This window comes from Neorhizobium alkalisoli, assembly GCF_007829835.1.
GTDB lineage: Bacteria > Pseudomonadota > Alphaproteobacteria > Rhizobiales > Rhizobiaceae > Neorhizobium.
The window spans coordinates 417,846-438,700 of sequence record NZ_VIWP01000001.1 but is presented as its reverse complement, the minus strand read 5'-3'; the positions used below and the strand labels follow the sequence as shown (position 1 = coordinate 438,700).

Below are 20,855 nucleotides of genomic sequence, written 5' to 3'. Positions count from 1 at the left end.
CCATGTCCTATGCGACGACGATCGAACAGACAGTTTTTCGTTTCGACGACCTGAAAGACCTGATGGCCAAGGCGACGCCGGAACGGTCCGGCGACCAGCTGGCCGGGATAGCCGCAGAGGGCCCGGTCGAACGGCTGGCCGCACAAATGGCGCTGGCCAACCTGCCGCTCAAGGCATTTCTTGCTGAAGAACTGATCCCGTCGGAAGAAGACGAGGTCTCGCAGCTGATCGCCGATCGCCACGATCCAAAGGCGTTTTCGGCGATTTCCTCGATGACCGTCGGCGATTTCCGCGAATGGCTGCTCAAGCCGGAAACGGGACAGCGCCAGCTAGAGGCCGTGACCTATGGCCTGACTCCGGAAATGGTCGCCGCGGTCTCAAAGATCATGCGGCTGCAGGACCTGATCTCGGTTGCCGCCAAACGCGAAGTGGTCACGCGCTTCCGCAATACGATCGGTATTACCGGACGGCTCTCGACCCGTAACCAGCCGAACCATCCGACCGACGACAGCCGCGGCATTGCCGCGTCCGCCATCGACGGCCTGCTGATGGGGTCCGGCGATGCCGTGATCGGCGTCAACCCGGCCACCGACAGCACGGCGGACTATATCCGCATCGTCTCGCTGCTCGATGAGCTGCGCGAGCGCCTTGCCATCCCCACCCAGACCTGTTGTCTCGGGCATGTCACGACCGCCATCAAGGCAATCGAGGCCGGTGCGCCGGTCGATCTCGTCTTCCAGTCGGTCGCCGGTTCGCAGAAGGCCAATGCCGGTTTCGGCGTCGATCTGGCGGTTCTACGGGAGGCATATGATGCCGGCCGATCGCTGAAACGCGGCATGCCGGGCGCCAATGTCATGTATTTCGAGACCGGACAGGGGGCGGCGCTTTCCGCCGACGCGCATTTTGGTGTCGATCAGCAGACGATGGAAGTGCGTGCCTATGCGGTTGCCCGCGAATTCGATCCGCTTCTGGTCAATACGGTGGTCGGCTTCATCGGCCCTGAATATCTCTTCAACGGCAAGCAGATCATCCGCGCTGGGCTTGAAGATCATTTCTGCGGCAAGCTCTTGGGCCTGCCGATGGGTGTCGACGTCTGTTACACGAACCATGCCGATGCCGATCAGGAAGACATGGATACGCTGCTGACGCTGCTTTGTGCCGCGAACGTCAATTTCGTCATCACCGTGCCGGGCGCCGATGACATCATGCTCAATTACCAGTCCCTGTCGCATCACGACGCCGTCTATTGCCGCGAAACGCTCGGGCGCCCGCCGGCGCCGGAATTCGAGGAATGGCTGCGGCAGGTGGGCCTGACCAATGTCAACGGCGCGCTGACCGGCGCTCCGGCGGCTCTCGCCGACTATATTTCCAGCTCGAACCTGATCGGAGCCTGACATGACGAAACCCGCCATTCAGGAAACGTCCGATAGCATTATCGATCTGAAAGAGATGACCGACGCCCGTGTCTCGCTCGGCCGTTTCGGCGCCGGCCTGCCGACGCGTGCCGCGCAGGCCTTTCTCCTCGATCACGCTCGCGCCCGCGAAGCCGTCTGGTCCATGGTCGATCGCAAGGATCTTGCCGAGCGGTTGTCGCGGCTGGGCTTCGAAAGTGTTTCGGTGGAAAGCCGTGCGCAGGACCGCAGCATCTATGTCCGCCGTCCCGATCTCGGTCGCCAACTGTCGGATGCGTCGCAGGAGCGGCTGAAGACCTTGGCCGGCACGGCTGGAACGCCGGATATCGCCATTATCGTCGCAGACGGCCTCTCCTCCAGCGCGGTCGATATGAACGCGGTGCGCCTGATCGAGGAACTCGGCGCGCGTTTTGGTGCGAAGGGCCTGAAGATCGGCCCGATCGTCTTGGCCGAGCAGGCGCGTGTCGCCCTCGGTGATCCCGCCGCCGAGGCGCTTGGCGCAAGGCTTTCGATCGTGCTGGTGGGAGAACGCCCCGGCCTTTCCGCCGCCGACAGTCTTGGCGCCTATATCACCTATGCGCCGAAATCCGGCACGCCGGATTCGAAGCGCAACTGCGTCTCCAATATCCGCGACGGCGGGCTTTCGATCGGCGAGGCCGCCGACACGATCGCCGATCTCGTCACGGATATCTTTAAGGTCGCAATTAGCGGTGTTGCGTTGAAGGATGCGCTGGTCCAGCTGGAAGGCTGACGGGCGCCCGGTTCAGCGCACCCACTGCATGCCGTCGATCTGGATATCCTGCCCCGTGACGAAATTCGGTTCGGAGGTTGCGAGGAAGGTGACGACGCTTGCCACATCCTGCGGCGTCCCCACGCGTCCCATCGCGATGCCGGCGGCAAGCTGACTTTCGCGGGCGCTGATCATCGCATTCGAGAGCTCGGTCTTGATGACGCCGGGGCAGACGGCATTGACGGTGATCTCCGGGCCGAGTTCCTTGGCAAGCGCCTTGGTCATGCCCAGAATGCCGGCCTTGGCGGCCGTATAGGAAAACCGGCTGACCGCGCTGGTGACGCCGCCCGTATGGGCGTTCATCGACGACATGTTGATGATGCGCCCGCCGCCGTTGCGGCGCATGACGGGAACGGTGGGCTGAATATAGTTGAAGACACCCTTGAGGTTGATGTCGATCGTCGTGTCGAATTCCTCCTCGGAAATCTCCTCGATCCCCTTGGCCATCGGCCGCCCGGCATTGTTGAATAGCACATCGATCCGGCCCCATAGGGAATCGACAATCCCGACGATCTCCTTGGCGGCGGCGTGATCGCGGACATCGGCGACGTGAGTGAGGACTTTATGGCCAAGATTCCTGATTTCCTGCGCCGTGCGGGCAAGATCGTCTTCGATCAGATCGACCAGAACGATGTCGTACCCATGTTTGGCGAGGTCGAGCGCGCAGGCTCGGCCGATGCCACGCCCGCCGCCGGTGACGAGGGCGACCTTGCGGATATCACTCACCGGCATTCTCCCTGGCAAACCGGGCGATATCGGCATGGGTGCCGAACCACACGCCTTCATGGCTCTGGATATGCTGGATCAGCTCTTCGAGAATGAAGATACGCGAGCGGTAGCCGGTCACATGCGGGTGCATGGTCAGCAGGAAAAGGCCGCCTTCCTTGTAGGCGCGGTCGAATTCGCGCTTGAAAATGTCGAGCACGGCCGGCGGCGGCGTATAGGGACGGTGGGCGGTAAAGCGGTTCATGTTGAAATAGACCGCATCGTCGCGGATCCATTCGACGGGCAGTTCGACCATGCCGGTCGGCTTGCCATCCTCGACCAGTTCATACGGGTCGTCATCGGCCATCAGCGATGAATCGTAAAGCAGGCCGAGTTCGCGTTCGATCTCCAGCGTCACCTGCGAAAAATCCCAGGAGGGCGTGCGCATGCCGACGGCGCGTATGCCGGTCACCTTTTCCAGCGTGTCGGCGGCGCGCAGATGCAGTTCGCGCTCCTTTTCCGGCGGCACCTGGGTGTTCACCTCATGGATCCAGCCATGCAGTCCGATCTCGTGGCCTTCGGCGATCACGCGTTTCTGCTCGTCGGGATAAAGAAGGGCAGCGACGGCCGGCACGAAGAAGGTGGCGGGCACATCCGCCTGTTTCAGCGTTTGGAGAATGCGCGGCACGCCGACACGGTTGCCGTATTGGCCCCAGGAGAGACGGCCGATGGATTCGCCGCCGTCGCGCAGCTCGTTCGTGTCATGGTCGGCATCGAAGGAAAGCGCCACGGCGCAGCGGGCGCCGTCCTTCCAGGCTTTCGGCTTCAGCGAGCGGCCGGCCCGCACCTTGTTCACCTTGCCACGCCATGTGGCTTCGTCCCATTCCCAAGGCTGCATGCGAAAAATCTCCTATGCTTATTCCGCTGCCTCAGGCAGCACCGGTACGGCGGCCAGTAGCCGCTTGGTGTAATCATGTTGCGGATGGTCGTAGATCGGCCCAGCCTCGCCCTCTTCGACGATGCTGCCGCGATACATGATCGCGACGCGGTCGCAGAGATGGCGCACGACAGACAGATCATGGCTGATGAAGATCAGCGACAGGTCGAGTTCCGAGCGCAGCCGGATCAGCAGATTGATGATCTGCGCCTGGATCGACACGTCGAGAGAGGCGACCGGTTCGTCGCAGACGACGACATCCGGCTGCATGGCAAGCGCACGGGCAATGGCGATACGCTGCCGCTGGCCACCGGAAAACTGGTGCGGAAAACGGTTGGCGAAGGTCGGGTCGAGACCGACTGCCGCCAGCCACTGCCGAACATATTCGGGCGCCTCGGCGCGCGTGACCAGCTTATGCGCCAGCGGCCCTTCGGCGACGATGTCGCCGATCCGCATGCGGCCGTTGAGAGAGGCGAACGGGTCCTGAAAGATCGTCTGGATACGGGTGGTGATCTTTTTCGGATTGCGGCCGGCGCTCATGACAGGCTGGCCGTTGAGGCGGATCGTCCCCGACGTTGGCACGGTAATGCCGGCCGCCATGCGCCCGAGCGTTGATTTGCCGGAACCGGATTCGCCGACAAGGCCTAAAACTTCGCCCCGCTTCAGCGTGATCGAGACGCCATCGACCGCCTGCACGCCGCTGACCGGCTGCGAAAGGCCCGACCTGATGGCCAGATTCTTGAATAGGCCCGGTGGCTTCTCGAAGCGTTTTACCGCCTTGTCGATAACGAGATAGGGGCTGCCGAGCGGTGGCAGGTTGGCGGTTGCCGCTTTGCGCGGCGGCGGGGCGGCATCGGCGATACCGCTGCCACGCAGCAGAAGCTGGCCGGGTTTTGCGCGCGAGGGCAGGGCGTCGAGCAGCGCCTTGGTATAATCGTGCTGCGGCCGGGTCAGCACGCCGAGCGCCGGGCCGATCTCGACGATATGGCCGGATTTCATCACCGCAACGCGGTCGGCGATCGAGGATACGATGGCAAGGTCGTGGCTGATCCAGATCAGCGCGGTGCCAAGTTCAGCGACGAGTTCCTTCATCTCGGCCAGGATTTCCGCCTGGATCGAAACGTCGAGCGCCGTTGTCGGTTCGTCGCAGATGATCAGTTTCGGGCGGTGCAGGAGGGCAATGGCGATTGCCACGCGCTGGCGCATGCCGCCGGAAAACTGGTGCGGAAAGAAATCCACCTTCAGTTCCGGCTCGGTGATGCGCACCTGCGCCAAAGCCTTGATTGCCCGTTCGCGGGCATCGGCGGCGCTGATATTTTCATGCGCTTCCAGCGCCAACCTGATCTGCGTGCCGATGCTGAGCACCGGGTTCAGCGTCATCATCGGGTCCTGGAAAACCATTGAGATGGTTTTGCCGCGGATGGCGCGCAGGTCATGCCCAGAAAGGCCGACCAGTTCGCGGCCCTCGAGCTTGATCGAGCCTTCGACGATACGGCCGGGCTCGTCGATCAGGCCGATGATCGAAAAGCCGGTGATCGATTTTCCGGAGCCGGATTCTCCGACGAGGCCGAGAACCTCGCCGGGCGCGATCGAGAAGGAGACGCCGTCGACGGCCTTTACCTCGCCGCGGGCGCTCGGAAACCATGTCTTGAGATTGGTGACTTCGAGGAGCGGCATGGCCGGTGTCCCAGTCGCCGGTGTTTTTGTCGTGTCGGTCATCGGCGGAGCCTCGGATTGAGCTGGTCGCGGATCTGGTCGCCGACGAGATTGAGCGAAACGATGAAGATGATCAGCGCCACGCCGGGATAGATCGAGATCCAGTAACGGCCGGAGAGGAGATACTGAAAACCGTTGGCGATCAGCATGCCGAGCGAAGGTTCGGTTGGCGGCAGGCCAACGCCGAGGAAGGAGAGGGTGGCCTCCAGCGAAATCGCGCTCGCCACCTGCACGGTCGCAACCACGATCAGCGGCGGCAGTGAGTTGGGCAGGATATGCCGGAGCACGACACGCCATGAAGAGAGTGGGATGGAGAGCGCCGCCTCGACATAATCCTTCTGCCGTTCGGCCGCCGCTGCGCCATGGGCGGTGCGGGCAAAATAGGCATATTGCGCGAAGATCAGGGCGAGGATCAGCTGGTAGCGGCCCTGGCCGAGAATGGCGGCAATCACGAAGGCAAGCAGGATGGCCGGGAAGGACAGCTGCAGATCGACGATGCGCATGACGAGACTTTCGAACCGCCCGCCGATATAGGCGGCCGCGCAACCGACCACGGCGCCGATCACGAAGGCCGTACCGCCGGCGATCACGCCCATCTGCAGCGAGATGCGCAGGCCGTAGATGATGGCGGAGAGAAGATCGCGCCCTTGCGAATCCGTGCCGAGCCAGTGGGTATAACCACCGGTGCCGACATAACCGGGCGGGCGGCGGGCGTCGCGCAGGACGAGATGGGCGAGGTCATAAGGATCCTGCGGCGTTACCAGCGGCGCGATCAGCGCGATGAAGACGATCAGGAAGACGAAGACGGCAGCGCCGGTCGCAACCTTGTTGCGGCGGAATTCGGCGAGGAAACGGGAAAGCGGAGTGTCGCGCATCAGGCACGTCCCTTTCTCAGGCGCGGGTCGAGCAGCGCATAGGTGAGATCGACCACGAGATTGATGACGATGAAGAGGAGAGCGACGAGCATTAGATAGGCGACCATGACGGGCCGGTCGAGCGAGGTGATGCTGTCGATGATGAGTTTGCCGAGGCCGGGCCAGGAAAAGATCGTTTCGGTGACGACGGCAAAGGCGAGCGTCGAGCCGAGTTCGAGGCCGAAGACGGTGACAAGAGGAATGGAGATCAGCCGCAGCACGTGACGGCTCAGCACCGTGAATTCCGACAGGCCTGCAGCGCGGGCGAATTTCACCGTGTCGCTCAGCATCAGTTCGCGCGTTCCGGCGCGGGCAAGGCGGATCATCAGCGAGAACTTGAAGAGTGCGAGATTGAGCGCTGGCAGGACCATGTGGGAAAGCCCGTCGAGCGTCAGGAAGCTGAAATCGACGCCGAACAGGCTGACCGTATCGCCGCGCCCGCCGGCCGGCATGCAGCCGCATTGCACGGCAAAGACCATGATCAGCATCAGGCCGAACCAGAAAGTCGGCACCGAAAAGCCGAGGATCGAAAGCGCCATCACGGCACGCGAGACGACGCTATGCGGCTTGTAACCGGCATACATGCCGATCGGGATGCCGACGAGGCTGGCGAACAGAACCGCGGCCAGTGTCAGCTCCAGCGTTGCCGGCAGGCGTGACAGGATCAGCTCGCTGACCGGCATGTTGTAGACGAAGGAGCGTCCGAAATCGCCATGCAGGATGCGGCCGAGAAAGGCGAGATATTGCTGCCAGAGCGGCAGGTCCAGCCCGTATTGGGCAATCACCGCAGCGCGAATGTCCTGTGTCGCGTCCGGCGAGATCAGCACGTCGATCGGATTGCCGACGGCGTAGACGCCGCAAAAGACAAGCGCCGACATCGCGATGACGACGATGATCGCCTGCCAGAGCCTTTGCAGGATGAAACCAAACATGCGTTCCCAATTCTCCCGTCTTCTGCGGGTTTGTCCGTATGGTCAGGTTATGAAATCGGCCGGTTCGAAGCGGCCATCAATGCCAGTCCTTCTCCAGAAGCCCGCGCGTCTCCAAAACGGCGACGTCCCAGATTGCCAGCATATCTTCATCCGGGCGCTGGTACAGGCCGTGATAATTGCCATCGCCCAGCAGCTCGCGCTTCTTGGCCGAGCCGACCCGCGCCATCGCGGCAAAGTCGATCCTCGGCTTCGATGTCGTCGGCTGGCGCTGGTCGGTCGTGCGGGTCCAGGGAAAATTCTCCATCCAGGATGCGTGCGAGGCGGCCGGATCGATCTCCTGCACCTTGGCCAAGGTCTTTGGTGCGCGCCACCAGTCATGGAATTTCACCGATGCGTCCGGATGGGCGTTGAGCCATTCGGAGATCGCCACCGTTGCCGGCGTGTTGCCGCCATGGCCGTTGACGACAAGGATGCGGCGGAAGCCCGAGCGATACATGCTGTCGAGCAGATCCTTCACCACGCCGATATAGGTGGCGAGCGACAGGGTCAGCGTGCCGGGAAAGCTCGCAAAGGAAGAGGCAAGGCCATAGGGCATGGCCGGAAAGACCGGAATGCCGAGCGGTTCAGCGGCATCGACGGAGACTTTTTCGGCCAGGATCATGTCGGTCGCGAGGCTTAAGTAAGCGTGCTGCTCGACGCTGCCGATCGGCAAAATGCAGCGATCATCCTCGGCCGCACGCTCCTCTACCTGGATCCAATTCATCTCGGCGATCTTCAATGCATGCTCCCTATTCTCAATCTCGGTTCCGTTGCGCAAAGAACGTTCTGTTTCGCGCATTTCCGCACAATATTTGTGCTTTTTGGCGCTTTGCGTTGCAGCAAGCAAAGTTCCATACGGGACTAAAAAAAAGAAATTGACAGCCATTTAACGTCGCGTCAAGTTCCATACGGGACTAAACGGGAAGCGTATCGACGGCGGAGTGAAGAGTGCGGCAGGCAGATGGTCCAGCGCTGGAGACATTGTTGCGGGAGGGCGGAAAGGCTGCCGCCGGCAACCGCCGCGTCGAAGATCTCGTCTCGGTCAAGCTTTGGCAAAATCCCTGCTGGCTGTCCTTCCGCTTCAATTTTCTGGCGCTGCAATTCAACGAGCCGGTCTATCGGCTGATTGAAAAGGAACATGGTCTGGCCCGGCCGGAATTCGTGGTTCTTTATTCTCTCGGTCTGTCGGACGGGCTGACTGCGAGTGCGATTTCCAGTTCGTCGGGTTTCCCGAAAAATACGATCAGCCGGGCAATCCAGAAGCTGATCGACAAGGCCATCATCCGCCGGGAAATCGACCAGGCGGACCTCAGAAGCTTCGTCCTTTACATCACGGACGAAGGCAGACGTATCGTCGATGCGGCCATGCAGTCGATGGTGGAGCGAGAGAATGTGATGATCTCTGCTCTCACCCCTGCCGAGAGGCTGATGCTCTCGGAACTGCTGGCCAAGGTCGTCGTGGATTCCCCCAATTGGCCCTCAATGACAAATACAGAGGAGAACGAAGAATGACGATTTCCAAGACTTTTCATACGGCTTTACTCGCTGCAGCGCTGCTCGGCGGCGTTTCGACTGCGGCGCTTGCTGCCGACCTGACGATCGGCGTCCGCGCCGGTCCGCTGTCGATCGATCCTGACTTCACTGCCGCCGGTACCCATGCCGAGGCCGTGAAGCACATTTTCGATTCCCTCGTGAAATCCGGCAACAATCTCGAGCTTGAGCCCGGTCTTGCGACAAGCTGGACGGCTGTCGACGACTCGACCTGGGAATTCAAGCTGCGTCCGGGCGTCAAGTTCCATGACGGTTCCGACTTCACTGCAGAAGACGTCAAATTCTCGATCGAGCGCATTCCGCATGTTGCGGGCCCGAACCCGACCACGATTTACGTGCGCCGCGTCAAGGGTATCGAGATCGTCGATCCGCTGACGATCCGCATCAAGACGGACGGTCCGGCACCGACGCTGCCGAACGATTTCATCCGTCTCTTCATCGTGTCGCATATCGCCGCCAAGGACTATTCCGACAGCCCGGAAAAGGCATCCGAAGGCTTTAATTCCGGCAAGGCTGCAATCGGTACCGGCCCTTACAAGTTCGTTTCCTGGACGCCGAAGGAGCAGCTCGTGCTGCAGAGCTTCGATGGCTACTGGGGTGGCAAGGAGCCGTGGGACAAGGTCATCCGCAAGGAAATCCCGAACGATGCCGCTCGCGTTGCCCAGCTGAAGGCAGGCCAGGTCGATATCATCGCCCGTATTCCGGCCTCCGATGTGCCGACGCTGGAGAAGGATTCCAAGCTCAGCATCGTCAAGCAGAACAGCGTCTATCTGTTTAACATGTCCTTCGACTTCCGCGAAAAGTCGCCGCAGGTCAGCGCCAAGGACGGCTCACCGCTGCCGAAAAACCCCTTCCTCGACCCGAAGGTGCGTGAAGCCTTCGATCTGGCGATTGATCGCGAAACCATCACCGAAATCGCCATGGAAGGCATGGGCACGGTCCAGTCGCAGCTCGTGACGCCGAACATCTTTGGTTACAACCCGGATGTGAAGCCGACCAAGCCGGACGTCGACAAGGCGAAGAAGCTGCTGGCCGAAGCCGGTTATCCGAACGGCTTCAAGGTGACCTTCTCCTTCACCAACGACCGCCTGCCGGGCGACAAGGATGCCGGCACGACGATCGCGCAGATGCTGACCGCGATCGGTATTCAGGTTGAAGCAAACGCTCAGCCCGGCGCTGTCTACTTCCCGGCCAATACCCGCGGCGATTATTCGCTGACCATGTCCGGCTGGGGCACGCTGACGGGTGAATCCAACTACACCCTGTCGTCGCTGGTCCACAGCAACGACCCGGCCAAGAAGCTTGGTGCGTTCAACATCCGCAACTACGTCAACCCGACGATGGACAAGCTGATCGAGGATGCCGGCGTTGAGATGGATGCCAAGAAGCGCGAAAAGCTCCTGATGGATGCCAATGCGCTCGTCGCCAGCGACCGTCCGAACCTGGCCATCGCTTCGATCGTTTCGGCCTGGGGCATGAAGAAGACCATCTCCATCGTGCCGCGCTCCGACGAAGACACGCTGGCGATGAACATTCGCCCCGCAAAATAACCTCTCCCCAACCGGAGGTTCCTGGCCGGGCTTCGTGCCCGGCCTTTTTTGATTAAAGACGAGGACTGATCTGATGACGAAGACGGCACTGGCAATCCATGGCGGCTGTGGCGTGATGGCGAAGCTCGATCTGAGCGAAGCCGATTGGGCGGCGGCCCGTGCCGATCTAGGCCGCTCTCTGAAGGCCGGATGGGCGGTGCTGACATCCGGCGGTTCGGCGCTCGATGCCGTGCAGGCGGCCGTCGTCGTGATGGAAGACAGCCCTTATTTCAACGCCGGTTATGGCGCGGCGTTGAATGCCAATGGCGAACATGAACTCGATGCTTCGATCATGGACGGCGCGACGCTCGAAGCAGGCGCCGTGACGCTGGTGCGGCGCATCCGCAATCCGGTCAAGGCCGCACGGCGGGTGATGGAAAAGGGCGAAGCCGTGCTGATGGGCGGAACTGCTGCCGACGATTTCGCGAAAGCAGAAGGTCTCGACATCGTCGAGCCGACCTATTTTACCACCGAAAAACGCGTCAAGGCGCTGGCGGCGATGAAGGCGCATGCGGCGGCGGGAACGGCTGCAAAGGCAAGCGAATCCGAAAAACATGGCACAGTGGGTGCCGTCGCGCTCGATGCGGTCGGCCATCTGGCGGCGGCGACTTCCACCGGCGGCTATAACAACAAGCCGGCCGGCCGGATCGGCGATACGCCGATCGTTGGCGCCGGCACTTATGCGCGGGATGGCATCTGCGCCGTCTCGGGCACCGGCAAGGGCGAATTTTTCATCCGTTATGCCGTCGGTCACGAAGTCGCGAGCCGTATCGCCTATCTCGGCGAAACGCTGGAACAGTCGGCCGCCAAGGTAATCCAGGAGGATCTGAAGCCGCATAATATCGGCGCCGGGCTTGTCGCGGTCTGCGCGGATGGCTCGATCACCGCGCCCTACAATACCGACGGCATGTTCCGCGGCTGGGTGACGCCGGAAGGCGAGTTTTTCGTCGCCACACATGTCGAGGTCTTCAAGCTTCCGGCGGACGCCTGAGCTTTACGAAATCAGCATGAACCGGTCGACATCGACCATGCCCATATCCGAAATCTTCAGATGCGGGATGACGGGCAACGGTAGGAAGGCGACCTGGAGGAAGGGCTCCTCCAGCGTCGTTCCGAGCGCATAGGCGGCCTTCCGCAGGTCGTGCAGCGTATCGCGCACGGTCTCATAGGGTTCGAGGCTCATCAGGCCGGCGACGGGAAGGGCGATCTCGCCGGTCACCTTGCCGTCTTCGACCACGACGAACCCGCCCTTGATCTCACCCAGCCGGTTGGCGGCGAGCGCCATGTCATCCTCATTGACGCCGACGACGCAGATATTGTGGCTGTCATGGCCGACGGTTGAGGCGATCGCGCCCTTCTTCAAGCCGAAACCCTGGACGAAACCATTGGCATGGTTGCCGTTCTTGCCGTGCCGCTCGATGACGGCGACCTTGATGATGTCGCGGTCGAGATCGATACCGGCCTGATTGCCGACGGCCGGCAAGCGGTAACGGCGGTGTTCGGTGATGATCTTTCCGGGCATGACGCCGATGACCGGCGTTTCGCCTTCGGCGACCGGCACACCGAACTGCATGGCCTGAACCGGTCGCGCCTTGACGCTGTCGAGACCGACTGCGGCGACGGGCTTGCGGGTAGCGAACAGCTCGTCGGTCACCTTGCGGCCGGCTGAAAACACCATCTCCGCCTTGGCATTTTCAAGCGTATCGACAACCACCAGATCGGCCCGCCAGCCGGGGGCGACAAGGCCACGGTCACGCAAGCCAAAAGCTTTTGCGGCTGAGATCGAGGCGGCGCGGTAGACGGCGAGCGGCTCGACGCCATGGGCGATCGCGGTGCGGATCATATAGTCGAGATGGCCCTGTTCGGCGATGTCGAGCGGGTTGCGATCGTCGGTGCAGAGCGCCAGATAGGGTGAAAGCCGCTCGGTCAGAAGCGGCATCAGCGCATGCAGGTCCTTGGAGACCGAGCCTTCGCGCACGAGGATGTGCATGCCCTTGCGGATCTTTTCGAGCGCTTCTTCCGGCGTTGTGCATTCATGCTCGGTGCGGATGCCGGCGGAGAGGTAGCCGTTGAGATCATTGCCGCGCAGAAGCGGTGCATGGCCGTCGATATGGTCGTCGTAGAATGCTTCGAGCTTGGCCATGCAGACCGGATCCTTATGGATCACGCCCGGAAAGTTCATGAATTCCGCAAGGCCGATCACCTTGGGATGATTGCGGAAGGGCAGCAGCTTTTCGATCGGCAGGTCCGCGCCCGCCGTTTCCAGATGGGTAGCTGGCACACAGGAGGAGAGCTGGACGCGGATATCCATGATCGTCTGTTCTGCCGAATCCAGAAAGAACTGGATACCCTCGGCACCGATGACATTGGCGATCTCATGCGGATCGCAGATGACCGTCGTCACGCCATAGGGCAACACGCAGCGATCGAATTCATGCGGCGTCACCAGCGAGCTTTCGATATGCAGATGCGTATCGATGAAGCCCGGCACGACGATCTTTCCGGAAATATCGGTCTCCGTCTTGCCCTGATAGTCGCCACACGTACCGACGATGCGGTCGCCGCAGATGGCGATGTCGGAGGCGACCAGTTCGCCGGTGACGAGATCGAAGAATTTTCCGCCCTTCAGGACGATATCGGCCGGCTCGCGGCCGGTGCCCTGGTCGATGAGTTTTTCCAGCGAGGCCATCGGACATCCATTCCTTTTCTGCTGCGCGATCATCGCGACACCTCACCCAAAGCGCTCGATATTCGGCGCTCCGGATCGTCATTCCAACCCGGTAGCATTGCCCGCCGGTCGAACGGAAGGGACAAAAATCTTGCCGCGGTGATGAAAGGCAATCCCGCGGGGCGCAAGAAGGCTCGAAAGCCTATGCCGCAAGCCTTGCAGCGCATTGTCAGTCCCTGCAATATCTGTATTAATAACAATACAGATATTGTTTTGTATATCTGACAGATTTTCAGATTATAAAAGGGGAATTCATGGGCAATCTGGAACATACACGCCGCCACTTTCTCGGCGCATCCGTCGCACTCGGCTCTGCTGCAGCCTTCGGTTTCAAGGCGCAGGCACAGAGCCGTGAAGCCGTCACCTACATGACGCCGTTCGGCTATCTGATGGACTATGTCGAGACGATCTATGGCAAGACGTCGGGCATTTTCGAAAAGCGCAATGTCGACCTGAAGATCGAGGGTGGCCGCGGTTCGTCCATGGCGATCCAGCAGCTCAGCGCCGGCAATATTCTCGTTTCGCGCACCGGTGGCACGGATCTCTTGAAAGCCTATGCCAAGTCGCCGGACCTTGTGGCGATCGCCAATGTCTATCCGAAGGACCTGTTCTGGGTGATCGGCAACAAGGAAACCCCGATCAACAGCGTCGAGGACATGGTCGGCAAGACGATCGGTGTGGTTTCGGTCGGTGGTGCCACGGAAAACCTTCTGGACATGATGCTCGCCAAGGCCGGCATCGAAAAGAGCGCCGTCAAGCGCGAGGCCGTCGGCACTGCACCTGCCGCCTTCGAGCTGATCGCCGCCGGCCGTATCTCGGCCTATATCTCGACCAACCTGACCCTGTTCCTGCTGCAGCAGGCCGGTCGCCCGGTCAATGCCTGGAGCATCGACAAGGTCGCGCCGTCGCCGGGCGACCTCTATGTGACCACCAAGAAGGCGGTCAAGGAGCGGCCGGAAGCGCTCGCGAACTTCCTGCTGGGCGTGCATGATACGCTCGGCGCGCTGACGACGGCAAAGCCGGAAGACATCATCAAGTCGGTGTCGAGCGGTTACGATCTGCCGGAAACGAAGCGCCTGGATGGCGGCGTGCCCGCGCTGGAATTCGCGATGAAGAATTTCAAATATGTCTATGACATGAAGCTGAAGCCGGAACAGGCGACCTTCGACAGCGCCCAGGAGCTTCTGGTCAAGGCCGGCCTGCTGCAGCCGCTGGCCGACAAGGACTATCTCGACATGTCGATCTGGCAGCGCGCCTTCGGCTGATCTTTTCGCGCCGTCCCGCGTCTTGCGGGGCGGCGCATTTTCCGGGCGCTCAGCGCCGCCACTGGCCGGCGGTGCGCGGGATCACGTCTGCATTCAGCTGATGCTGGTCGTCATATTCGTCGAGACGGTGGAAGGAGAGCGGCGTGCCGCTCCAGGCCTCCGTCAGGTGCCGGTCGAAATTTTCGAGGATTTCGGCGCGATGGTCCTCGCCGCCACGCAGCACGGCATAGGCGACATGCGGCGGCATGACGTCGAGGCCGGCGTAGCGCAGCGCATTGTGGATCGGCCAGAGGATCCGCTCCATGTCGCCATGCCGACCGGTCGGTCCGAAGGCGAGATCCGAGCCGGCGCAGGTCAGTGACAGCATTACCCGCCGGCCTTTCAGTCCACCATTCTCGAACCAGCGGCGACCGGCGACATCCGCCTTCACCTCATGCGCGAAGCCGCTTGAAAACACCCGCTCCATCCAGCCTTTCAATATTGCCGGCTGGGAATAAAGCCAGAGCGGAAACTGGAAGAGAATGAAATCCGCCCAGAGAAGCTTTTGCTGTTCGGCGGCGATGTCGGCAGCCGTCGTGCCGCTCGCATGGGCATGTTCCTGCTCGCGCGGTATCTGCAGCATGTCGGGATTGGCGGGATCGGCAAAATCGGCCTGATCGATCAGCGGCTTGAAACCCATCCCGTAGAGATCGGAAATCTCCACCTGATGACCGGCCGCCTCAAACAGTTTTACGGCACGGTCCTTGAGGGCGCCGTTGAAGGATTTCGGTTCGGGATGGGCGTAGACGATGAAGGTTTTCACAACATTTCCATGGATATCGACCCGCCTAACCCGATATCGCCCGGTTCAGCGCGGCTTGCCCTGATTGGGGGAGGCGGCCTTGAAGCGGGCCGTGCCCTGCTTGTCCCGCTCCATCGTCATCCGGTATTGATAACGGTCGGTGCGGTAGAGAATGCGGATGAATTCCACCGGCCGCTCGTCCGTATCGAGCACGGTGCGGGTAATGGCGAGAAGCGGCGTGCCGATCGGCACCGAGAGCGCCTGGCCGATCTTCGGATCCGCCAATGCTGCGCTGAAACTCTGGCGGGCGCTACCGACCTTGATGCCGTTCTTTTCGAACAGGCTCATCAGCGAACCGGAATTCATGTCCTCCTCGGTAAAATTCTTGCCGATATAACCCGGCACGAAACTCGTGAGATAGGAGAAGGGTTCGCCATTATAGCTGCGCACGCGCACGGCGCGCTGCACCAGTTCATTGGCCGAAATTTCCAGTTCCTGCTGCGCATCTGTCGGCGGCAGGACGAAACCGAATTCCAACACCTTGGCCTTGGTGCGGATACCCATGTCGAACAGGTTTTCGAGCAGGCCGTCGATATTGGCCGGAACCGGCGGCGTCAGGTCGCGGCTGACGATGCGGGTGCCGGCGCCGCGGCGGCGTTCGACAAAGCCGAGCTGGGCCAGTTCATTGATGGCGCGCGCCACCGTGATGCGGGACACCTCGAATTCGCGCGCCAGTTCCATTTCCGCCGGCAGCATGCCGTTCGGGCCATAATATCCCTGCTCGATCCGTTCGCGCAGCACGAGCTGCACCTGATGATAGAGCGGGGTCGGAATTTCGGCGGATGATCGGACGAGGGGTGAATCTGCCATGTCAAAATCCTTGCTGCCGAAATTCCTCGGGCGTGATTGCGCTTTTATTTCGCCGCAGGGACGTCCAGCTTGAGGATGCGGATCGCGTTCTCGCCGAGCAGACCATCCAGGGCCTCCTGCGGAATTCCGAGCGCGCGAACCTCCTCCAGCGATTTCGTCAGGTTCTGAACCGGCCAGTCGGTTCCCCACATGACCTTGCGGATTCCGTCACGATTAACAAATCCGGTCTTGGAAACATAGTCGATGAAATGGGGGGACCATGTGCTCGGCGGATGCGCGTCGGCAATGATGTAGACGTTTTCGTGGGAAATCGCGCAGCTGGTCATTTCCCAGTCGAACGGCACGCCGATGTGAAGCCCGATCAGCGTCAGTTCCGGGAAGTCGAAGGCGGCATCTTCCAGCCATTCCGGCTTGGCGCAGAGTTTTGCGCCGGAGCGTGGTGACTGGCGACCGACCTGCAGCGTGATCGGGATCTCCAGCTCGCAGCATTTCGCATAGATTGGCCAATAGGTCCGGTCGTTGATCGGCACGCCGAACCAGTGCGGATAGACATGCACGCCCTTGAAGCCGAGTTCCTTCACCGCATATTCGATGTAACGCAGCGTCTCCATGCCGCCGAGCGGATTGATGCCGCACCAGCCGAAGAAACGATCGGGATATTGTTTGAGGACCGGGTAGACCTCGTCGACATGGGTGGCGAGCAAATCGCCCCGAACGCCGTTCTGCACGACATTGGCGATGACGCCGGTCATCGCCACGCCGTTGCGATCCATCTCGGCGATATAGGCTTCCGGATCGAGCTTCTGGGCCTTGGAGCGGTCGACGCCAAGCACGTCATAGAGTTTCAACTGGGTATGCGGCTTGAAATTGGTCGAAACGTCAATGATGCGTGCTATCTGTCTTCCTCCGTTGTCGGTCAGGCTTGCTTTCAGTCGTTTTTCGCCGCGGCATGCCATGGCGTCAGGTACCGGCGCAGCATGACGACGAGGAAATAAAGGATGAGGCCGAGGATGGTCAGGACGAAGATGACGCCGAACATCGACTGCACGTCGAAGGCGTTGAGCGTCGCAACGGCCATGTAGCCGAGACCCTGGCTGCCACCGAGATATTCGCCGACGATGGCGCCAATCGTGGCGAGCACGATACCGACTTCCATGCCGGTTAGGATGAAGGGCATGGCGCTCGGCAGTTCGACATCGCGAAAGGTCTGCCAGCGGCTGGCATTCAGCGCCAGCATCACGTCGCGATGGCCCATCTCGACCGATTTGATGCCGAGGATCGTGTTGGTCATGATCGGGAAGAAGGCGATGACGGCGGCAAGCACGATCTTCGAGGTGACGCCGAAACCGAACCAGACGATGAAGAGCGGGATCAACGCCACTTTCGGCATGACCTGCAGGCCGACGATCAGCGGATTGAGCGTCTGTTCCAACCAGCGGATCTTTCCGAGAAAACCGCCGAAGACGATGCCGATGATGACCGCCAGAATGAAGCCGGCCACAATCTCGTAAAGCGTGATCAGCGTGTGCTGCCAGGTGCGCGGATCGGCCAGCAGGACAAGCACGGCCTGCCAGACGGCGAAGGGCGAAGGCAGGATGAAGGGCGAGACCGAAAAAATCGTGACATAGGCATGCCAGATGCCGATCAGCAAGGCGAGCACGATGGGGGTGGCGATCCAGGAGGTGTTGAACTTGAACACGGGATATTCCTTCTTTCTGGATCTCAGGCGAACGTGTCGAGGCGCTTGCGCAATTCCAGCTCATAGGCTTGGAATTCCGGCGTCGACTGGTCATAGGCGCTGCGCGGCCGGGCGATCTCGATCGTCTTCAGCGTGTCCATACGGCCGGGACGCGGCGAAAGCAGCAGGACGCGGTCGGCGAGGAACACCGCCTCGCGGATCGAGTGGGTGACGAGGACGACGGTACAGCCGCTCTCCATCCAGATGCGCTGCAGTTCGAGGTTCATCTGTTCGCGGGTCATCGCGTCGAGCGCGCCGAAAGGCTCGTCCATCAAGAGGATCTGCGGCTTGCAGCTCAGGGCGCGGGCGATTGCGGCGCGCTGGCGCATGCCGCCGGAAAGTTCGCGCGGCCAGCGCTTTTCAAAACCCTTGATGCCGACGAGTTCACAGAGTTCGGACGCCCGCTTGCGGCGCTCAGTCTTGGAAACGCCGCGCAGTTTCAGCGGCAGGGCGATGTTGTCCTCGATCGTCAGCCAGGGAAACATGTTGGCGTCCTGAAAGACAACGCCGAGCTCTTCCATGACCTTGTCATTGCGGCGATTGCCGTTCCACAGCGGCTGCCCGTCGATCTCGACCTTGCCGCTGGTGGATTTCAGGAGGCCGGCGATGATGCGCATGAGTGTGGTCTTGCCGCAACCGGACGGGCCGAGCAGAACGAGAAACTCGCCCTTGCCGATCTCCAGATTGACATCGGTCAACGCCAGCACCGACGATTTTGGATCGCCATAACGCTGCTCGACACCTGCCAATTTTATCCCCGCACCTCTTGCTCCCGTTGTCGGGGCTGCGGTGGTCTGGATCGCGGCTTTTTCAGTCACACTCATTCGTCGTCCCATTCAAGAAATCTTCGGCCCGCAAGGGCCGAGCGGTTTTGCAGTGAGGCGATTGCAGCGCCCGATCGATCCGGCTTGTCAAATGCTTGGCGTTGTCGGATCGATCGGGTTATTTCGCAGCATGCCGTCAGGCGATCAGGGGAAGGCCAGCAGGCGCGCAGAATCGTCGTAGAAATTCTGGTCGGCCAGTTCAGGAATAAGCTTGGCCTTGACCATCAGCGCGTAAGCGGATTTCCACGCATCGGCATTCGATTTCAGCTTTTCCTGATAGGCGCGCTTGTAGTTCTCGACACCGTATTGAAGCACGGCCAGACCCTTGTCCGGGCGGGCGCCCTCGGCGAGCTGGTACTTGCCGCTGACGGAAGCCAGAACCGGCGCCAGATCCTTGGCATTGATCATCTCGCCGAGGGATTCGTAGACCGCTGCGAAGAACTTGGCGATCGTTTCCTTGTTTTTTGCAAGCTGCGCCTTGGAGGTCATGTAGACCTGGCCGGGGCAGAGCGCGACGTCGTCGGTCGACCATGCGGTCACCGCCTCGCCGGACGAGCTCAGCTGATAGGCAGTATCATTGGTGGCGATGAAGCCGGCAATGCGGCCCTGCTTGATCAGCTGGAAGGCGGCCGGCGCATTGCCGACGACTTCGCGCTTCACGTCGGCCTTCGGCACATCCTTGGCAGCGAGCATCATGTCGAGAATGTTTTCGGTGGCGCCGGCTGCCGAAACGATGCCGATCGTCTTGCCGGCCATGTCCTCCGGCTTGTTGATCGGCGCGTCCTTGGAGCTGATCATGTAAAAAATGTCGCGCTGGTAGATTTCGCCGATCGCAACGATCGACGGATCCTTGGCATAGGCCTTGATCAGGTCGGTGCCGCCGGTGCGGGAAACGAGCGCATTGCCGGCTGTGACCTGCTGCACCGCCATGGACGAACCGCGTCCGCCCTCGACCGTCACTTCCAGGCCGTGTTTCTTGAAGATGCCGGCCGTGTCGGCATACATTGTCTCGGAAAAGCCGACGATATAACCAAAGGGCGTCAGATAGGTCATCTTGGTGAGGTCGGCGGCGCGGGCGACGCCCGAAAAGGCCGGCAGGGCTGCACCGAGAGCCAGCGCCTGCGCGCCAACCAGGAATTCACGACGTTTCATCTCGAATTTTTGCATTTGTTCCCTCTTATGATTGGCGGTTGGCACTTTGGGTGTTCAGGCTTGCGGAGCATTCTCCGTATAGTCATGCAGCAGCTTGGCGGTGCGGTCGGTGGTCCAGCCGCGCTGATAGGAAAAGCCGCCGGTCACCTCGACTTCGCCGAGCAGGCTCAGCTCCTCGTTGGGTGCATCGAAGAATTCCAGCGATCCCGTGCCGGAGCGGATGTCGCTCATCTTCACATTGTTGAAGGAGAGTTCCATCAGCTGCTCGACCTCAGGGATCTCCGGGCCGGGGCTTGCAATATAACGATACAGAAAGCTCGATCCGCCATGGCCAGGCAGGGCGGCAATCGCCTCACCTTCGCCCTCGAAGGTCACCGACATGCGCAGGATCGTGCTGCCGTAACGCATCACCGTGCCGCCAAGCTGGCGGGGCGGGGTGACAAGCGCCGGATTGGTGGTCTGCAGCCGGGTGCGGTCGACCGATGCAAGCCGCTTGCCCCAGCCGAAAATCGCACCCATGCCGAGCGACCAGTCGCGATCGACCCAGACGAGCGCACTGTAGCGCCCGATCCGGTCACCGAAACGGCAATAGAAGCCGAGGACGCATTCGTTATAGGTGGAGCGGGCCGGATCCTGCCACATCTGGTCGAGATTGCTGGTGCTGACCTTGGCCATTTCGGCGATCATCACCCATCCGTCGCCGCCTTCCAGCGGTTCCAGTCCAGGCGGCAGGAAATTGGCGACACGGGCCGGGTCGGCGCGAAAATTCACATGCAGGGCGTCGCAGCTGATATGGTGCGGCAAAGGCTCCACAAGCGAGGAACGACCCGTCGATGTCCGCGGCAGGGATTGACCTGCCCATGGCCTTGAAGCCTGCATGCTACCCTCTGTGTCTTATTATTTGTTATATTG

At 61.1% G+C, this 20,855-nt stretch carries 20 protein-coding genes; 6 read left to right on the top strand and 14 right to left on the bottom strand.

All coding sequences use genetic code 11. The annotated features are described in order from the left end of the window. Positions 1–2 precede the first annotated feature (2 nt). Together FHW37_RS02030 and eutC are read left to right on the top strand one after the other, a co-directional pair. Positions 3–1,394: an ethanolamine ammonia-lyase subunit EutB gene (locus tag FHW37_RS02030; protein WP_145633767.1), complete on the top strand. Its 1,392-nt coding sequence runs from the start codon at positions 3–5 to the stop codon at positions 1,392–1,394. A gap of 1 nt (position 1,395) precedes the next feature. Next, entirely contained in the window at positions 1,396–2,163 is a 768-nt protein-coding gene (eutC, locus tag FHW37_RS02025; protein ID WP_145631881.1) for an ethanolamine ammonia-lyase subunit EutC, read from the top strand. A gap of 12 nt (positions 2,164–2,175) precedes the next feature. Here the strand turns inward: eutC and FHW37_RS02020 are convergent, their stop codons facing one another. The 6 genes from FHW37_RS02020 to FHW37_RS01995 all read right to left on the bottom strand — a co-directional run bounded on the left by FHW37_RS02020 (position 2,176) and on the right by FHW37_RS01995 (position 8,169). Continuing rightward, the gene (locus FHW37_RS02020; protein WP_246690635.1) at positions 2,176–2,928 is read right to left on the bottom strand and encodes an SDR family NAD(P)-dependent oxidoreductase; all 753 of its coding nucleotides are present in this window, start codon (positions 2,926–2,928) and stop codon (positions 2,176–2,178) included. Continuing rightward, positions 2,921–3,805 (bottom strand): polysaccharide deacetylase family protein, encoded by an 885-nt coding sequence (locus FHW37_RS02015; RefSeq protein WP_145631877.1) that lies wholly within the window; start codon positions 3,803–3,805, stop codon positions 2,921–2,923. Before FHW37_RS02015 ends, FHW37_RS02020 begins: the two co-directional genes overlap by 8 nt. A gap of 18 nt (positions 3,806–3,823) precedes the next feature. Next, the gene (locus tag FHW37_RS02010) at positions 3,824–5,563 is read right to left on the bottom strand and encodes a dipeptide ABC transporter ATP-binding protein (protein ID WP_246690634.1); all 1,740 of its coding nucleotides are present in this window, start codon (positions 5,561–5,563) and stop codon (positions 3,824–3,826) included. Then, positions 5,560–6,435 carry an ABC transporter permease gene (locus tag FHW37_RS02005; protein WP_145631875.1) on the bottom strand — a complete coding sequence of 292 codons (876 nt, stop codon included), beginning with the start codon at positions 6,433–6,435 and terminating at the stop codon, positions 5,560–5,562. The genes FHW37_RS02010 and FHW37_RS02005 overlap by 4 nt, the downstream gene beginning before the upstream one ends. Next, positions 6,435–7,406: an ABC transporter permease gene (locus FHW37_RS02000; RefSeq protein WP_145631872.1), complete on the bottom strand. Its 972-nt coding sequence runs from the start codon at positions 7,404–7,406 to the stop codon at positions 6,435–6,437. The genes FHW37_RS02005 and FHW37_RS02000 overlap by 1 nt, the downstream gene beginning before the upstream one ends. Positions 7,407–7,482: 76 nt before the next feature. Then, positions 7,483–8,169, bottom strand: a complete 687-nt coding sequence (locus FHW37_RS01995) for a creatininase family protein (RefSeq protein WP_348642823.1) — start codon at positions 8,167–8,169, stop codon at positions 7,483–7,485. Between the two features lie 224 nt (positions 8,170–8,393). Here FHW37_RS01995 and FHW37_RS01990 point away from each other — a divergent pair, with 224 nt between their 5' ends. The 3 genes from FHW37_RS01990 to FHW37_RS01980 all read left to right on the top strand — a co-directional run bounded on the left by FHW37_RS01990 (position 8,394) and on the right by FHW37_RS01980 (position 11,576). Beyond that, the gene (locus tag FHW37_RS01990; protein WP_246690633.1) at positions 8,394–8,957 is read left to right on the top strand and encodes a MarR family winged helix-turn-helix transcriptional regulator; all 564 of its coding nucleotides are present in this window, start codon (positions 8,394–8,396) and stop codon (positions 8,955–8,957) included. Further along, on the top strand, positions 8,954–10,546 hold the full coding sequence (locus tag FHW37_RS01985; RefSeq protein ID WP_145631868.1) for an ABC transporter substrate-binding protein: 1,593 nt from the start codon (positions 8,954–8,956) through the stop codon (positions 10,544–10,546). Before FHW37_RS01990 ends, FHW37_RS01985 begins: the two co-directional genes overlap by 4 nt. A 73-nt stretch (positions 10,547–10,619) precedes the next feature. Beyond that, positions 10,620–11,576 (top strand): isoaspartyl peptidase/L-asparaginase family protein, encoded by a 957-nt coding sequence (locus FHW37_RS01980; protein ID WP_145631866.1) that lies wholly within the window; start codon positions 10,620–10,622, stop codon positions 11,574–11,576. Positions 11,577–11,579: 3 nt separating this feature from the next. On the opposite strand, the gene ade is transcribed toward FHW37_RS01980, so the two are convergent. Beyond that, a complete protein-coding gene (ade, locus tag FHW37_RS01975) occupies positions 11,580–13,274 on the bottom strand; it encodes an adenine deaminase (protein WP_186458109.1) in 1,695 nt (564 codons plus the stop codon). Between the two features lie 293 nt (positions 13,275–13,567). Here ade and FHW37_RS01970 point away from each other — a divergent pair, with 293 nt between their 5' ends. Beyond that, positions 13,568–14,578 carry an ABC transporter substrate-binding protein gene (locus FHW37_RS01970; RefSeq protein WP_145631862.1) on the top strand — a complete coding sequence of 337 codons (1,011 nt, stop codon included), beginning with the start codon at positions 13,568–13,570 and terminating at the stop codon, positions 14,576–14,578. A gap of 49 nt (positions 14,579–14,627) precedes the next feature. On the opposite strand, the gene FHW37_RS01965 is transcribed toward FHW37_RS01970, so the two are convergent. From FHW37_RS01965 to FHW37_RS01935, 7 genes are all read right to left on the bottom strand, one after another. Then, on the bottom strand, positions 14,628–15,380 hold the full coding sequence (locus FHW37_RS01965; RefSeq protein WP_186458108.1) for an NAD(P)H-dependent oxidoreductase: 753 nt from the start codon (positions 15,378–15,380) through the stop codon (positions 14,628–14,630). Between the two features lie 45 nt (positions 15,381–15,425). Next, the gene (locus FHW37_RS01960; RefSeq protein WP_145631857.1) at positions 15,426–16,229 is read right to left on the bottom strand and encodes a GntR family transcriptional regulator; all 804 of its coding nucleotides are present in this window, start codon (positions 16,227–16,229) and stop codon (positions 15,426–15,428) included. Between the two features lie 44 nt (positions 16,230–16,273). Then, the gene (locus FHW37_RS01955) at positions 16,274–17,185 is read right to left on the bottom strand and encodes an amidohydrolase family protein (protein WP_145631856.1); all 912 of its coding nucleotides are present in this window, start codon (positions 17,183–17,185) and stop codon (positions 16,274–16,276) included. Beyond that, the gene (locus tag FHW37_RS01950; RefSeq protein ID WP_210249254.1) at positions 17,158–17,928 is read right to left on the bottom strand and encodes an ABC transporter permease; all 771 of its coding nucleotides are present in this window, start codon (positions 17,926–17,928) and stop codon (positions 17,158–17,160) included. The genes FHW37_RS01955 and FHW37_RS01950 overlap by 28 nt, the downstream gene beginning before the upstream one ends. A gap of 23 nt (positions 17,929–17,951) precedes the next feature. Continuing rightward, positions 17,952–18,791: an ABC transporter ATP-binding protein gene (locus FHW37_RS01945; RefSeq protein ID WP_145631854.1), complete on the bottom strand. Its 840-nt coding sequence runs from the start codon at positions 18,789–18,791 to the stop codon at positions 17,952–17,954. A 144-nt stretch (positions 18,792–18,935) separates the two neighbouring features. Continuing rightward, positions 18,936–19,958, bottom strand: a complete 1,023-nt coding sequence (locus tag FHW37_RS01940; protein ID WP_145631852.1) for an ABC transporter substrate-binding protein — start codon at positions 19,956–19,958, stop codon at positions 18,936–18,938. Between the two features lie 39 nt (positions 19,959–19,997). After that, the gene (locus tag FHW37_RS01935) at positions 19,998–20,822 is read right to left on the bottom strand and encodes an acetoacetate decarboxylase family protein (RefSeq protein ID WP_145631850.1); all 825 of its coding nucleotides are present in this window, start codon (positions 20,820–20,822) and stop codon (positions 19,998–20,000) included. Between the last annotated feature and the right edge of the window lie 33 nt (positions 20,823–20,855).